General features: G+C 57.0%; 7 protein-coding genes. 2 read left to right on the forward strand and 5 right to left on the reverse strand.

Going from position 1 to position 15,459, the window contains the following annotated elements:
• Window positions 1-308: 308 nt before the first annotated feature.
• On the reverse strand, window positions 309-2,957 hold the full coding sequence (locus tag BM400_RS17865; RefSeq protein ID WP_089842155.1) for a glycoside hydrolase family 31 protein: 2,649 nt from the start codon (window positions 2,955-2,957) through the stop codon (window positions 309-311).
• 542 nt (window positions 2,958-3,499) lie between these two features.
• Here BM400_RS17865 and BM400_RS17870 point away from each other — a divergent pair.
• Window positions 3,500-6,205, forward strand: coding sequence for a beta-glucosidase (locus tag BM400_RS17870; RefSeq protein WP_175529129.1), 2,706 nt, complete (start codon window positions 3,500-3,502; stop codon window positions 6,203-6,205).
• A gap of 13 nt (window positions 6,206-6,218) precedes the next feature.
• Here BM400_RS17870 and BM400_RS17875 read toward each other — a convergent pair whose 3' ends face one another.
• Window positions 6,219-7,805 carry an alpha-L-fucosidase gene (locus BM400_RS17875; RefSeq protein ID WP_089842160.1) on the reverse strand — a complete coding sequence of 529 codons (1,587 nt, stop codon included), beginning with the start codon at window positions 7,803-7,805 and terminating at the stop codon, window positions 6,219-6,221.
• A gap of 124 nt (window positions 7,806-7,929) precedes the next feature.
• Entirely contained in the window at window positions 7,930-8,826 is an 897-nt protein-coding gene (locus BM400_RS17880; protein ID WP_089842162.1) for an SMP-30/gluconolactonase/LRE family protein, read from the reverse strand.
• 297 nt (window positions 8,827-9,123) lie between these two features.
• Between BM400_RS17880 and ppdK the strand changes: the two genes are divergently transcribed.
• Window positions 9,124-11,829 (forward strand): pyruvate, phosphate dikinase, encoded by a 2,706-nt coding sequence (gene ppdK / locus BM400_RS17885; RefSeq protein ID WP_089842165.1) that lies wholly within the window; start codon window positions 9,124-9,126, stop codon window positions 11,827-11,829.
• Window positions 11,830-11,891: 62 nt separating this feature from the next.
• Here ppdK and BM400_RS17890 read toward each other — a convergent pair whose 3' ends face one another.
• Both BM400_RS17890 and BM400_RS17895 read right to left on the reverse strand, forming a co-directional pair.
• The gene (locus BM400_RS17890; protein WP_217644130.1) at window positions 11,892-12,863 is read right to left on the reverse strand and encodes an alpha/beta hydrolase; all 972 of its coding nucleotides are present in this window, start codon (window positions 12,861-12,863) and stop codon (window positions 11,892-11,894) included.
• 175 nt (window positions 12,864-13,038) lie between these two features.
• Window positions 13,039-15,420 (reverse strand): glycoside hydrolase family 3 N-terminal domain-containing protein, encoded by a 2,382-nt coding sequence (locus BM400_RS17895; RefSeq protein ID WP_141223999.1) that lies wholly within the window; start codon window positions 15,418-15,420, stop codon window positions 13,039-13,041.
• Between the last annotated feature and the right edge of the window lie 39 nt (window positions 15,421-15,459).

Genomic DNA, 15,459 nt, shown 5'->3' on the forward strand with positions numbered 1-15,459 from the left:
CAAGCACCTCAGTAACCGGCCCGTCAGTCATGTGCGACTTCCCAAGACTAACCCCATCACAAAAACAACGCAACCCAAAAACTGTGGATTACGTGATCCCGCTCTAAACCCTCGCAAATCAATCTTTGCAACCTGACTCATTACGTTTCAAAGACTCGAGCTCCAACGCTCTACGCCCTACCGGTGGAGTGACGCAACGCTCCGGTACCGTCAGGTTCGGTAACAATGACAATCTGAATCCAGTCAGGAGGTCAGTGTTCCCTTCTTCCCCTGGAAGATCCGTTAGTGTCAATCGTAGACATCATGAATCAGTCCAAGGGAATCCTAATGGCATCTCCGCCGTAGCGAACTTCATGCGACGCGTGGTTGCCGCCCACCATACGCACGACGAAACTGCGCTCGCGGAGCATTCCCCGGAAGCTGCCTAAGCGCGCGCCGATATGAAGTTCGCGGGCCTTATCATCCCAACGAACAACGATCTTGCTGGACTGACCGGTCTCGTAATCATAGTTGCTCCCCTCATCATCGTAGAGAGTGAAGCTCCCATCTTGTCCGGGGTAGACCACCAACTCTATAGGACCGTCGCTATGCTGTTCTGAATACTGACTGACAGGACCAAGAGGAAGAATCGACCCTGCCCGCACGAAGAGAGGGATGATATCGACGGGCGCAGAGGAAGCAATCACCTGCGCACCGGGCAAGTGCTTCTCCGTCCAGAAGTTGTACCAACCGCCAACGGCTGAAGGCAAGTAGACACGCGCGCTCGTCACCGAGGCATCAGTAACAGGAGCAACCAGAAGGTCTTTGCCAAACATGAACTCGTATTTCTGTTGCAGAGCTTTTGGGTCGGAGGGGAAGTCCATCACCAGCGGACGCAGAAGCGTTGAACCGTGTGACGTAACCTGCGCAGCCTCGGAGTAGATATAGGGGATCATGCGCGAACGCAGTTCAAGATACTTTCGCCCAACCGTCTCGACCTTGGATCCATACAGCCATAGCTCGGTGGGTGTGAGCCAACCATGGACGCGCATCAATGGCGTAAAGGCGGAGAATTCCAACCACCGCATCAATCGCTCTTGGTAAGCGGGATCGCTAAACTGGGTTGTACCCGACCGGAAAAAGCCTCCTGTGTCACTTGTCCAGTAAGGGAGCCCCGAGGCGGAGTAACCAAGCCCAGCAACGATCTCACGACGCAGAGTTTCCCAATCATTGCCGACATCGCCCGACCAAACCGCGGATGCATAGCGTTGCTGCCCCAGGAAGGCGTTGCGTGTGAGCAGCATGACGCGCTTGCCGGGAACATCCTTGCGCAGTCCTTCGTACACGGTTCTATTGACCAAAAGTGGATAAAGAAGGCGCACGTCGTCTCCGGCACCGGTGAAGACCTTTCTTCCGTGAATGTCATCGTTCTCGGGTTCGGTCGCGTCGAGCCACCACGCATCGAAGCCAAACGGCACCATATGCGTGCTGAAGTCTTTCCAGTAGAGAGCACGGGCTTCCGGATTGAAGAAATCGACCCAGTCCGTGCCAGGCACGTAGAAGCCACGCGACTGAAACTCCTTGCCGATCTCGGTCTCCGCAGCGATCCTGGACCAGACGGAGATCATGATGTGTGCATGCAGATCGTGCACCGAGTTCACCATTCCGGCAGGATCAGGATAGTCGTTCTCGTCGAACTTCATCGCGTTCCAGCCGTACTTGCCCCAGTACATCCAGTCCTGAACGATGAGGTCGAGTGGAAGCTGCTTTTCTCTGAAGGTCTCGAGATTTTGCTGAAGCTCTTTCTGAGAAGAATAGCGAGCTCGGGACTGAATAAATCCGTACGCCCACTTTGGCATCAATGGAGCGGAACCCGTGACATCGCGATAGCGCCGGATGACGTCATCGGCCGAAGGACCTGCAAATACGACGTAGTCGATTGTATGACCAGAGAAAGATCGCCAAGTCGTCCGGTCAGCCGCAGGTCGGAAAAAGACCGTCGGCTGATCGTCGATATCACCTTCCAACCGAATGGAATGTTTGCCCGCTGCGAGCGTACTGAACCAGCTCGTTGTCGGAGGTAGCCAGAAGTTGGCGAAGTCCATCACGGGCTTGCCGTCGATCTCCACCTTATAACGTCGTTCCATCTTCCAGCCCGAGTCCAGCATCATGGCCTGTGCGCCGGCGACTGGGATTTCAAAATCGCCCCTGAACGACGCAGACTTCCGCACATCCGGTCCAGTGCTATTGCCTGCGAGCGACTGGTTGATCGTGTAGCTCGATGTTCCAGCCGGCATCAGGTGGATCGCGGTATCCGCTGGATTCAGATCCGTCCTTCCGTAGTTATGCCAGAGTAGGCCATAGCCCTTGTTGGACAGCAGGAAGGGGATGGAGATCTGGGTATTGACCTGGGTAAGCCTCCGCGGAAGGTCGCGCACATCGAGGAAGCCATCCTGAAACTGGCCGCCACCGAAGAGGGACTCGTCTTTCGCGGATACGAAGCTCTCCTGCAATGTGGGAAGTTCCTCCCCGGGATGAGAATCCGGCAGTTTGCGACCGTTGTCCTCCTCAGTGAGAAGCAGTTTGCCATGAGAGTCGGTAAAACTAAGCTTTCCGCTATGTCGGTTGACCCTTGCCGCGAGGTTGCCCGCAGTCACAACAATCGCCTCAGGAGTTTGCTTCACCTCAAAGCGTGGTGCAGGAAGATTCTGGAGGAGTAGCATTTCACCCGGACCTCCCGGCTCCGGCGGTGCGCCGACCTTAGAGATTCTCACCCGAATGACGCCCTCTTCTAAAGGGGAGATCTCTATGGTGTCACCGTTCACCGAAACCGTCACCATCGTCGCGGTTTTGGAATAAGCGGACTGCTGGGCATCTATACGCGCAAAGCTACTCAACTGAATAGCGAGCACGAACTGAATGGCGATGAGTCGAGGAAAAAGTCGCTCGACGTGGACGGGGAAATACGATCGGAGCATCAGAGCAACTCCCTAACCAAAAATTTGATCGCGCTCCATGCGCACAATCAGACTAACCGTGACTGCTCAATCGCATTCAGAGTGCCTCAACTCATCAACCGGTCGCGGAAACATGATCAGTTATAGGCGAAGGAGTATGTGAGTGGCGCTCCCCTCAATCGTGCAATCATCATACCTAATCATCCAAGCTTTGCGTCAACCCCTGTAAGAAGAAAAGCAACATGATGCAAATGGGATGGATTGCAAACAGTGCTATCAAGACCTGGCCGCATCGTGCACGCACGCTTCCCTGCGTGCACGGTTCTTGCTCCCCACTACGGTTGAACACGCGCCGCCCCCTCCCCGGCCTGCGTTCTCCAGAATAAGGACCGAGTCTGGCGCCGCGATGTAGAAATCTGGTCAACGCAGCAGACCCAATTTCAATGGTCCAGAAAGTGAAATCCAGCAAACGCAGGCAACGGCGAGCATTCAACCGAAAATGGTGCTATCAAACTAGCCAATCATCATACGAATTGCTTAGAATGTGCCACCTGGAGGCATCCATGCTCAGCCACGCCCACAACTTCGCTCAATATCTCTCGCCCAACGAGCTACCGAAAGCCTGCCGATCGCGTGGTATCGCCGCGGGGGTACTACTTCTATTGAGCATCGCGATCAACCATGCGGCTCTCGGGCAGACCAGAACGGAAGCTGCCTCCTCTATCGAAGCAAGAATCGACCAGTCGATAGCCGCCATGACTTTGGAGGAGAAGATATCGCTGATCTCCGGCGGGAGTGTGCTCGGATCGACCGCACTTCCTCGATTGGGCATCCCCGCGTTTCGAATGGGCGACGGGCCAATTGGCGCACATGACCCTTCGCCCTCGACTGCTTACGCGGCGGGCATCGCACTTGCAGCCACATGGGATCGCGACTTGGCAAACCATATCGGGACTCAGATTGGGCGGGACTCCCGTTCACGAGGAGCAGCCTTCCTATTGGGTCCGGGAATGAATATCTATCGCGCCCCCATGAACGGGCGCAACCACGAGTACTTCGGGGAAGATCCTTTCCTCGCCGGACAGATAGCTGTCCACTACGTCTACGGTCTGCAGTCGCAGAATGTCGCTGCGACAATCAAGCATTTCCTGGGTAACAACTCGGAGTTTGCGCGCTTTACGTCGGACACCGTGGTGAGCGAGCGTGCGTTACGAGAAATCTACCTGCCGGCATTTGAAGCGGCCGTGAAAGAGGGACACGCTGCAGCCATTATGGACTCGTATAACCGCGTGAACGGAACGTGGATGACGGAAAATGCACACATGAATCGCGAGGTCACAAAGGAGCAATGGCACTTCGATGGCCTGATCATGTCGGACTGGATTGCAACTCATGACGGTGCCGCTGCAGCCACGGGAGGCCTCGATCTGGAGATGCCGGCACCGCTCTACTTCAATCCGGAGACGCTTCTACCCGCTGTGAAGAGTGGCAGAGTGAAGGAGTCGGCGATCGACGACAAGGTGAGGCGGTTGTTGCGCGTGGCAGCGCGGTTCGGCTGGATTACCCCGACGGTCCAAGGCCCCGGCTGGATCAGCCACGATCCATTGGATGCCGACGTCCCCCGCTACAATCAGCAGGGCCGTGAGGTCGCGTTGCAGGGAGCACTTGAAAGTGCGACGCTACTGAAGAATGAGGGTGGTCTTCTTCCACTGGATCGGACGCGCGTCAATCGGATCGCCGTCATCGGGCCCAATGCCAATCCAGGTTATGCAACCGGTGGCGGAAGCGGGATGGTGCCTCCCTTCTTTATGACTGGGCCATTTAAGGGGATCAGCGACTATCTCGGCGTTGGTGGCAATGTGACGTATGCACAGGGGATCGACAAGCTCGACGTGTTGGCACAGGAGACCGGATTGACCGAGACGGTTCATGGAACAACGCAGGGAGTGCTGGCAGAGACGTTCTCGACTCCGGACTTTAGAGGCAAGCCAAGCGCGACACGGCATGAAACCTCGATCAATGGTGGCCCCTATGCGCAATTGCCTGCAAGCACATCAGACGAACCCAATATCGGTCTGAGCATAGGGGGCGCTAGCATGAAAGAGACCATGCGTAAGTCGATCGAAGAGACACTGCATGCCCCGATACAATACGTGCGATGGACAGGCTTCTATACAGCGAAGAACAGCGGCGAACACATCGCATTTGTGGAACACCCCGGTAAATATCGCTTACTGGTCGATGGCAAGACGTTGATCGATCATGCGGAGATCAATGCTCCCATGGTGGAGCAAGTGAGAACGCAGCTTGATGCCGGCGTTCATAAGGTCGTGCTTGAGGATCTGGGCGTGCCGAAGTTCGGCAACGCCATCACACGGCTTGGTATTGTGAAGGCGGACGCAGTGGTGCATCCTGCGGCCCTGGAGTTGGCCAAGCGAGCGGATGTCGTGGTGCTCTCGGTCGGGTTCGACATAGAGACCGAAGGCGAAGGAGCAGATCGTGAGTTCCAACTCCTACCCGGACAGAAAGAACTTATCGAGCAAATAGCGGCTGTCAATCCGCATACTGTTGTGGTTCTGAACGCGGGTGGAAGTGTGGATACGAAGCCCTGGCTGGATCGGGTGCCGGCGCTCCTCGACATCTGGTATCCAGGACAGGAGGGGGGCATCGCGCTCGGTAGAATTCTGTTTGGCGATGCCAACCCATCCGGACGCTTGCCGATCTCCTGGGAGCGCAGCCTGAAGGACAATCCCTCGGCGAATTACTACTACACGTCACCAGGCACTGACCGTATCTTTTACGGGGACGACATCTTCGTCGGCTATCGCGGCTATGAACACAACCACACACAGCCACTCTTCCCCTTCGGATTTGGACTGTCTTACACCAGGTTCCAATATTCGAAGCTCGAGATCCATCAAGACCCCGATGCAAAGTATGGACGATACACCGTGGGATTCGACGTCACGAACACCGGTAAACGCGAAGGTGCCGATGTCGCCCAAATCTATGTTTCGGAGGACCTACCGACCGTCCCACGCCCACCTCAGGAGCTGAAGGGTTTTGCACGTGTCGCACTTGCACCGGACGAGACAAAGCATGTGACGCTTGCGCTGGATCCCCGTTCCTTTGCCTGGTACGACGTCGCGTCGAAGGCTTGGCACATCGATGCCGGAACGTTCACGATACGCGTGAGCCGCTCCTCTATAGAACCGCAACTGGAGGGAAAGGTCTCGATCACGAAACCCCTCCTCATCCCGGTTGACTGAAATACAGATTGACCTACTGAACGGGTACCTGGATGGCAGCCTTGATTGCCTTGAACTCGTCGATGGTTTGCTGCGACGCGCTGCCGTCCTGATAGACCTCAAGATTGATGACGGGGACTGTCTTACGTGCGGTTGCCTGTCGGATGTAGTCGATGGCCTGGGCACTTGAATAGCGAGGCGCAGGAATGTCTGCGTCTTGCTTAATGTGACCCCAGTCTCCTCCCTCATTGGTCAGGGTCATGGTTGCCTGCAGACCCTTTTGCGGTCCACTCAGAAAGATGCCTGAGCCTCCGACCGGCAGTTCCGCATCATTTTCTGATGTGAGCCGGTCGGGGAAATCTCCTTCACCGCAGGCGTAGTCCTGAAGATCGGTGGCCTTTGGCAGAATCCAGGAGTTGTAACCAACGACCCGTCCGGGAAAGCCCGCCTTCGCCGCCTCCGTCATAGCCTTCCAAGGAGCCTGGAGCGTGTAATAGAAGGTTGTTCCATCGTCGAACCACCAGCCGGCAAGCTTCTCTCCATACCGAAGGCCGATCTCCCGGATCTGCTCTTCCCATTCCTTGAAGTAGGCGTCTTTGTCCATCGAGCGTGCATGGGTGCCGCTCCACCAATTATCTTCGCTGCGTCCTGCGTGGTAGTAGAGCATAAGCTTGATGTGGCGTTTGGTGAGAGCGTCGGCAAGTTCGGCGATGAGGTCGCGTTGGGTGGTGTGTCCGGGAGCGACGCGCTCCCATGATTTGATGGGCGCGGGGAAATAGTAAGTCGACCAACTGGTGGCGAAGACGATGAAACCTGCGCCAGTATTGGCAACCATGTCTGCAAAGGCATTTACGTCGAAGTCGCGTGTGGCTTCCTCGTAGGACTTCTTCGGGCCGGTGCGCGGAAAGGAGGCAGCCGTCCAGGTGAACATGAGTCCGTATTTGGCGTTGACCATCCACTTCGTGGACGCACGGAGCGTAGCGCCCTCAACTGACAAAGCGCTGGACACGGCGGGTTTTACGAGCTCCATGGAAAACAGAGACAGGTTGAATGCGTGTCCAGCGGGCTCCAGTGCGCGCAGGGTGATCTCACTCTCACCGGCAGGAAGTCGCAATGTGCCGGGGACTTCGTTCCGCATCCATAGATTAGTCGCCGAGGCCTTGCGGTAGCCAATCGTGTACGTAAGCTTGCCGAGCTTGCTGGCAAGCTCCACCTTCACCGGTCCCGGAGACGGTAGCTTGCAATCAATAAGGACCTGCCCGCAATTCTCTGTGAGAAGTGTCAACGAGTAGTTTCCCGTCTCTGGAACCCGCACCTTCCATGTCATCGAATCATCGTTACTGGTCCAGTTCCACACCCAAAAGCGAGCAGCCTGATCCGGCCATTGCACTTTGAGATGCCCCTTCAGACCAGCATCTGCAGCCATCAGGACATTCGTCTCCGACGGAACAATCGAGAGCACTTTCTGTGGCTCCGACGCAGGAGCATGGGCTTCCTGACTTGAAAGCCTCACGGGGAGGCTTGCGCATAAGAATGCTGCGAGCAATGCGAGGTTTTTTGCGAGAATGCGTTGGTTGCTTAATATGCCCTGACGAACTCGAACGAAATTACTTGGTGTCATGATCAATCCTCTCGGAGAACAGCGGCCGCAAGCTGGCTTTTCTGTTCAAAAAGGTATACATCATATGTTTCACCGAAGTACAGTCACATTGTTCGTGTTCACTCGAGCAGATGAAGCAACCTCGTCAGCCGGTGCGGAAGAGGTTATCGGAGATGCCACGGACACCCGGGTCAAGCGCAAAGAGAGCTCCTGCAAGCGATACATCACGGCTCCCTAGCGAGGCGGTCGTGACGAAGAGGGTACGCAAGTCGTCTCCGCCAAAGGCGCAACTGGTGATGTTGCTTACCGGCATCTCGATCACCCGATCTACAGTGCCCGCGGGATCGAAGCGCACCAAGCAGTTCCCGAAGTAGCGGCAATTCCAAACGCAGCCCTCCTCATCCATCGCCGACCCGTCCGGTATACCCCGACCGAAACCCTGAGTGAAGACACGCCGGCTAAAGACAGAACCACCCCGGTAGTCGTACGCGTAAAGAACATTGTCGATGGAGTCGCCGGTATACATAGTCTTGCGGTCCGGACTCCAGAGCATCGTGTTCGGGATGGCCCAGCCAGAACTGACGCGAGTCAAAGTCCCGGCGGGAGACACCCGGTAGAGCGAACCACTTCGATTTTCCGGTTTCTCCCAGTCGACATCGATTCCGGAGCCATCGGGGGCGACATTATTGCGCATTGTGCCGACCCAAAAGTTGCCGTCGGGATCCGCTGCCCCCTCATTGAGCCGATTGCCGAGTTTAGCGTCCTCTACCTCTAGGAACGGTGCTCTCTTGTCGGTCTCTACATCCCACAAGAGAAGCTGTAGCCCCGTCGCGACCAGCAGCCATCCCGAATTCGATGTGCGCACAAGAGCGCTGACCGGCGCGGGGAACTTCCATGTATCGACTCTTCCGCTGCGAAGGTCGAGACGACATACGCCCATCCCGTTGATATCTGTCCAATAAAGTTGCTGGCGCTCCGCCTCCCAGATGGGGCATTCGCCAACGAGGTTTCGTGTCGCCCCCACACATCGAACCAGACTCATGCCACCCTCCACCCCAGAAGAACAACATAGGTCCCCAAATGACAGGTATCGCAACGGGCTACTTGATCAGTTCTTTTCATCATATGTATCGATCTGTTTGGCCAGTCCAATGTACATGATGGCGTAGTCCCTTTCAAGAAATGGAGTTCCACGTGTTGACTTCATCGTAAGGGTAGGACCAAACGGACAGTAGTCCGATTCATCCTACCTTTATTGCGCATCCCCACGCCGCCCGGTTAGGTTACGGTCATCGCCATAGTTAAAGACCAGAGGCGCATAAGTAAATGGGGGGGGTACATGGGAAAAGCACCGCACGCGCAGTATATCTACCGATTTGGCTTGAACGTTCAGGACGGCAACGGCAGCATGAAGGCAGAGCTAGGTGGAAAAGGAGCGGCCCTCGCTGAGATGGCAGGAATGGGTGTTCCTGTCCCCCCGGGCTTTACGATCACGACAGCCGCATGCCGCTACTACATGAAGTATGGCGAAGCACCTCCATCGCTCAGGCATGAGCTGAAGGACGCCATGCAGTGGCTGGAACGGGAACATCAGAAGGGTTTCAACAACGCGCTGAATCCTTTACTCGTAAGCGTGCGTTCTGGCGCTGCCGTATCCATGCCCGGGATGATGGACACCATCCTCAACGTGGGCCTGAACCGTGACACGCTGGATGGCCTCGCGATGGTGAGCGGGACGCCCCGATTTGCATTCGATTCTTACAGGCGCCTGCTGCAGATGTTCGGCAGCGTGGTTCTAAGCGTGCCGAAGAAGCTCTTCGACTCGGCCTTGCAAAGCATACTCCGGGCTGCGCACGTCGTCTCTGAATCCGAACTCTCCGCCACGGACTTGAAAGCGCTTGCTTTCGAGTTCGAGGGGATTATTTTGAAATCGAGCGAAATTGCCTTTCCAGCGGATCCAGAAACGCAGTTAGACATGGCGATCAAGGCGGTATTTTCTTCCTGGCAGAACGAGCGAGCCCGCTACTATCGCCGACTGAACCATATAGCCGACGACTCCGGAACCGCCGTCACCATCCAGGCGATGGCGTTCGGCAACAGCGGCGCAACTTCGGGAACTGGAGTGGGCTTCACACGCAATCCCTCCACCGGAGAGGCGGCAATGTTTGGCGAGTTCCTCGCCGACGCGCAAGGGGAGGATATTGTCGCCGGGGTTCGCACACCGATTTCGATTGCCGAGCTCGATCGCATCATGCCGGACGTCTACCGGGAGCTTCGGACTATCACAGCGAGACTGGAACGGCACTACGGTGACGCGCAGGACTTCGAATTCACTGTAGAGCGCGCAAAGCTGTATCTCTTGCAGACGCGCAGCGCCAAACGCACCACGATGGCCGCCGTCCGGATTGCCGTTGAGATGGCAGAGGAGGGTCTCATCTCAAGACTTGATGCGATCAAGCGCATCGATACCTCCCGTATCAACGAAATTCTCTGCCCGCAGCTCGATACATCAGGAGGCCAGCATCATTGTGTGGCCCAGGGGCTCCCCGCTTCTCCTGGAGCTGCAGCGGGACGCATCGCACTCTCGGCAGACGCTGCCGTTGCTGCCGCAGCCAGCTTAGGCGATCCGATCATCCTCGTCTCTCAGGAAACTACAGCCGAGGACATCCACGGCATGGCGGCGTCGGTTGGGTTCCTCACCGCACATGGGGGTGCGACAAGCCATGCAGCGGTTGTGGCCCGAGGCATGGGCAAGTGTTGCATTACCGGGGCGAAGGACGTCCGTGTCGATGCGAGCAAGGGGACGCTGCACATCGGACCGTGCAGCTTCGCTGAGGGCGACTGGCTTACCTTGGATGGAGCAACGGGAAAAGTCTATGCGGGACGATTGCCGTTGCTTGCCTCCCAGGCCGACACCTCACATCTCAAGACACTTCGCACATGGGCCCTTGAGTTGAGTGCTGGCTCAGTGCGAGCCAATGCAGACACACCGGATGACGCTTGTGCGGCGTTTCAGGCTGGCGCGTCCGGCATCGGCCTGTGTCGCACGGAACATATGTTCTTCGCCCCAGACCGGTTGCATCATATGCGGACAATGATCCTGGCCAAAAACACGGCAGAGCGCGAGTGCGCGCTCGAGCAGTTGCTACCCATGCAGCAAGCAGACTTTGAACGGATATACCGCGCAATGCACGGTCTTCCTGTGACGATTCGACTGCTGGATCCACCTCTGCATGAGTTTCTACCAGCGGCAAAGGACGTGGCGCAGGATCTCGCCAGCGCCATCGCACGGCGTGACGATGAAGCTGCCGCGACCCTGGAAACGATGCAGGAGCGAGTAGCGGAGTTGACGGAGTCGAATCCAATGATGGGGCACCGCGGTTGCCGGCTCTCCGTCACCTTCCCAGAAATCCTTGTGATGCAGGTAACTGCCCTTTTGCAGGCCGTGCTCGCTATCAGCAAGGAAGGCTGCACCACGCATCCGGAAATTATGTTGCCGCTGGTTGCATGTGCCGAGGAGATCGCCTTCCTACGAGACTTGATTGACAAGACTGCAGAGAGTCTATTCAAGAATACCGGGCATCGATTGGAGTACTCGCTGGGTGCCATGATTGAGCTGCCGCGCGCGGCCATTTGCGCAGAGACGTTTGCACCGTATGTCGACTTCGTGTCATTCGGCACGAATGATCTGACCCAGATGACCTTCGGCTTTTCGCGCGACGACTCACGGCGCTTCCTCGATGTCTACCTTGAGAAAGGGATATTGTCAGACGATCCTTTTCTCACCATTGACCGGGTCGGCGTGGGTGGGCTCATCCAGATGGCGGTGAAGAAGTTGCGTGCGGCTAAACCCGGCATCAAGATCGGTGTATGTGGCGAACATGCCGGCGACCCGGCTTCCATCGCATTCTTTGTGTCGGCCGATGTGGACTATATCTCCTGTTCACCAGCAAGACTGTCGCTGGCACAATTTGCGATGGCACAGAATGCGTCGGATCCTGCCCAGGATATTGCCTCCCAATCCCATATCCCTGCGCTCGTATAGACGAGCGCAGGATAGTGAACGCCACGCCTCGCTGGTCAAGTCATCTGTTCGCGCTTCAGACCTCACACCTTAAAAGCGCGCCGCAATGCAGCCGTAATCGACGTACGGAACGACCTGGAGACTTGCGCATCGGGCACCGATAGGTCGAAGGCGTGATAGGCCCCCGGCACAACCAGCAACTCGGTCGGCACGGCAGCGTCGATTAGCCTTCGGGCATAGTCCACATCTTCGTCGACAAAGAGATCGATGGCGCCGACTCCGATGAACGCCGGCGGGAGTCCCCTCAGGTCCTCAACGCGCGCTGGCACCGCGCCGTACGGAAGCTTCTCCGAGCCCGCAGGAGAGCCCAATAGAGCGGCCCATCCATACCGGTTGCCAGCCGCACTCCATCCAATCTGCCCGATGTGCGGTGGTACCCCGCGGGTCGATCCGGTCCTATCGTCCAGCATGGGATAAATCAGCAACTGAAAAATGATCGGCACCTCGGCACGGTCGCGCGCGTGGATCGCCAGCGCAGCGGCATGCCCGCCGCCTGCACTTTCACCGGCGATCGCAATACGCTTGCGATCCGCTCCCATTTCTTCGGCGTGGTGGTAAACCCAGGACAGCGCCGCATAGTTATCGTTCAGTGATCCGGGGAATCTCGTCTGAGGAGCCAGACGGTAGTCCACTGATACCACAACGCATCCCGTGGGCTTCGCGTAGAGAAGCACGCCCGGGAGGAACGCCACAGCAGCTCCGACCACATAACCTCCACCATGCATGTGCAGGAGCACAGGCTTGTTCTTCTGTTCCGGGGCCGTGTCCGCAATAACGATCGACACATCGGGTATACCGGCTGGACCTGGAATCGACCGCCTCGAGATCTTCACACCTGGTACGGACGGCAACACCGCGCTAATCTGTGGGATCTGCTTTTGCGCATTCGCGACAATTTCGTCGTTCAAGATTCCCTGCGGCTGCCCCTTCACTGCCGCCAACAGTTCAGGATCGACCAGAGAATAAGGGTCCACGCTCTGTGCGGCAAGCTGCATACTCGCCGCAGTCTGTAAAGTCCGCCCATAGAGTCTCCACGATACTGCTTGATGGATGCTCGCCCCCAGACCGCAGACCGTAAAGTCCCTTCGATTCATCCCTGCACTCCTCTCTCATCGAACACTTTTCCAGACTGTGACACCGAGCCGATTGTGGAGCGTCCATCCAAATCATTTATCGCAGCAACAGAGTCTGCCTAAGCCGTATGTCCTGTGCGGATGAACCGATCATGATGTTCAGTTTTCCCGCCTCCATCTGCCAGTGTCCCTCCTTCCAGAACTTCACCTGCTCGAAGCCGATGGGGAAACGCACAGTCCGGCTCTCACCGGGGCGAACAGTGACCCGTGCGAAACCCTTGAGCATCTCAACTGGCTCCTTTAAAGAGGTGTAGTCCTGATGGACGTACATCTGTACGACCTCATCTCCACTGCGAGTTCCGGTATTTGTAATGCTCACCTCAACGTAAGAGACTTCTCCTTTCTTGATAGAGGAAGCGCTCGTGGTGACCTTGTCGTATCGGAAGGTGGTGTAGCTCAAGCCGTGCCCAAAGGGCCACAATACATTCGAATTGCCGAACGGATACGGAAAGTCCTGCTTGGCAGGATCGTAGAGGATCGGCCCAGTAAGAACGGGATGGTTGTAGTAGGAAGGACTCTGCCCCAGGCTCACCGGAAACGACACATTGAGCTTTCCGCTTGGATTGACGTCGCCAAACAACACCTGCGCAAGCGCCGTGCCATAGCTCTGGCCAAGGTACCAGCTTTCAATGACCGCAGGGACATGCTCATGGATCCAAGGTAGGGCAAACGGAGCACCATTATTTAACACCACGACCAATGGCTTTCCCGTCGCCTGAAGGGCCTCCACCAGTTCCTCCTGACGTCCTGGAAGTTCAAGACTGTCGCGGTCATGGTTTTCGCCCAACTGAGCGCGTGTATGGCCGACCACGGCAACGACGACATCCGCGTTCCGGGCAGCGGCGACCGCAGCTTGCATCTGCTCCTGTGTTCCTCCGGTGAGCGTGCATCCAGGCAAGAACGTCACGGAAGCGTCCGCACCCAACTCAGCCTGAATGCCCGCAACAGCATTGACGTAGAACTTAGGTTTGCCAGTCGAGTAACCTCCGAGATTGACCGCTTCCCCAAGCGGCCCTACAACCAGCACATGTTTCGTCTTCGTCTTGTCGAGCGGAAGGATGCCGTCTTGGTTCTTGAGCAACACCAACGCCTCCTGGGCGACGCGGAGGGCTAGCTTGTCATGCGCCGGGTCGTTCAGGATCGCTTCATAGCCTGGCTGGCGGCCATCAATCCGTGTCGTCTCCTTCCCCTCCGCCACCATCTGCGCAAAGACATCGTCATAGCCTCTGTGCTTCAGAGCAGCATCCTCGGCCGAATCCATAGACGGACTCTCAAACGGCTTCGCAAGTCCGAGCAACCGGATCTTTGCATGCAGCACACGGGAGGCCGCGGCGTTGATGGCACCAATGGAGACGGTGCCATCCTTGAGGGCCTTGCCGAAGTACTTGGCATAGACATGCTCCGAGACCGGGCCCCCCTCCAACTCCTGATCCACTCCTGCATTCAGGGCTCTTGCCGCTGCATCTGAAAACGAACGGGCATAGCCATGCCCGTCATATAGCTTGGGAATGTCTCCCATATCCGACACGGTGAACCCCTCGAAGCCCCATTCTTTGCGCAGCACATCCCGGAGCAACCATGCACTCGCATGACTGGGCACTCCATTGATGGCGTGATGCGCAGGCATAAGCGACTCCGCGTGCGCAACCATAACAGCAGCCTCGAAGGGAGGGAAATACACCTCACGGAGCGTACGTTCGGACGTCTCGAAGTCTTCACCGTTGGCACCGGCCCAGGGCTCACCGTCCGCGACAAAATGCTTCGGTGTGGCGAGGATGTGATTGACGTCCAAGCGAGTCGCACCCGTTCCTTGCAGGCCTTCGATGTACGCCACCCCCAACTGGGTGACCAGGTAGGGGTCCTCTCCATAAGATTCTTCCACACGCCCCCAGCGCGGATCCCTCGCCAGCCCAAGCATCGGCGCATAACCCTGATGGACGCCGAGGGCTCTCGCCTCCCTTGCCACAGCATCGCCCATCTCGCGGAGCAGCGCAGGATCCCATGTCGAACCCATTGCGATCGCCTGCGGAAAGGCGGTCGCGCCATCACTCACGACCCCATGCAACACCTCACCCCAGCGCAGATCCGGGATTCCCAGTCTAGGAACACCATTCGGAGGATTCTCTAGCAACTGCAGGATCTTCTCGTCCAGTGTCATCCGTGCGATCAATCCGCTCACAATGCGGTCAAGAGCTGCACCGCTTTTGCCCGGGGGGACCCGAGCGGCGACGACTGGCGCGGCAGGAGCCGCAGCCATCGTACGGATCACGCCAAGAGCAAGAGCGAACGTCAACGTGAAAACGGGCCTTCGCATTCCTCGATTGAATAGCGTCAAATCCAACTCCTTCGGTGCGTCAAGGAGAATAACATCATATCTATGATCTAATCTAGAATCGTTTTCTCTGTGATCGAGCCCCACAACTCATGACAACCTTTCAAGACTCCGTATCCGGGATTC

The sequence above is a fragment of the Granulicella pectinivorans genome, assembly GCF_900114625.1.
Classification (GTDB): Bacteria; Acidobacteriota; Terriglobia; order Terriglobales; family Acidobacteriaceae; genus Edaphobacter; species Edaphobacter pectinivorans.

Bases quoted from the DNA above. Each gene is read 5' to 3' on its own strand.
- BM400_RS17865 (WP_089842155.1), bottom strand. From the start codon at position 2,957: ATGCTCCGATCGTATTTCCCCGTCCACGTCGAGCGACTTTTTCCTCGA.
- BM400_RS17870 (WP_175529129.1), top strand. From the start codon at position 3,500: ATGCTCAGCCACGCCCACAACTTCGCTCAATATCTCTCGCCCAACGAG.
- BM400_RS17875 (WP_089842160.1), bottom strand. From the start codon at position 7,805: ATGACACCAAGTAATTTCGTTCGAGTTCGTCAGGGCATATTAAGCAAC.
- BM400_RS17880 (WP_089842162.1), bottom strand. From the start codon at position 8,826: ATGAGTCTGGTTCGATGTGTGGGGGCGACACGAAACCTCGTTGGCGAA.
- ppdK (WP_089842165.1), top strand. From the start codon at position 9,124: ATGGGAAAAGCACCGCACGCGCAGTATATCTACCGATTTGGCTTGAAC.
- BM400_RS17890 (WP_217644130.1), bottom strand. From the start codon at position 12,863: ATGCAGCTTGCCGCACAGAGCGTGGACCCTTATTCTCTGGTCGATCCT.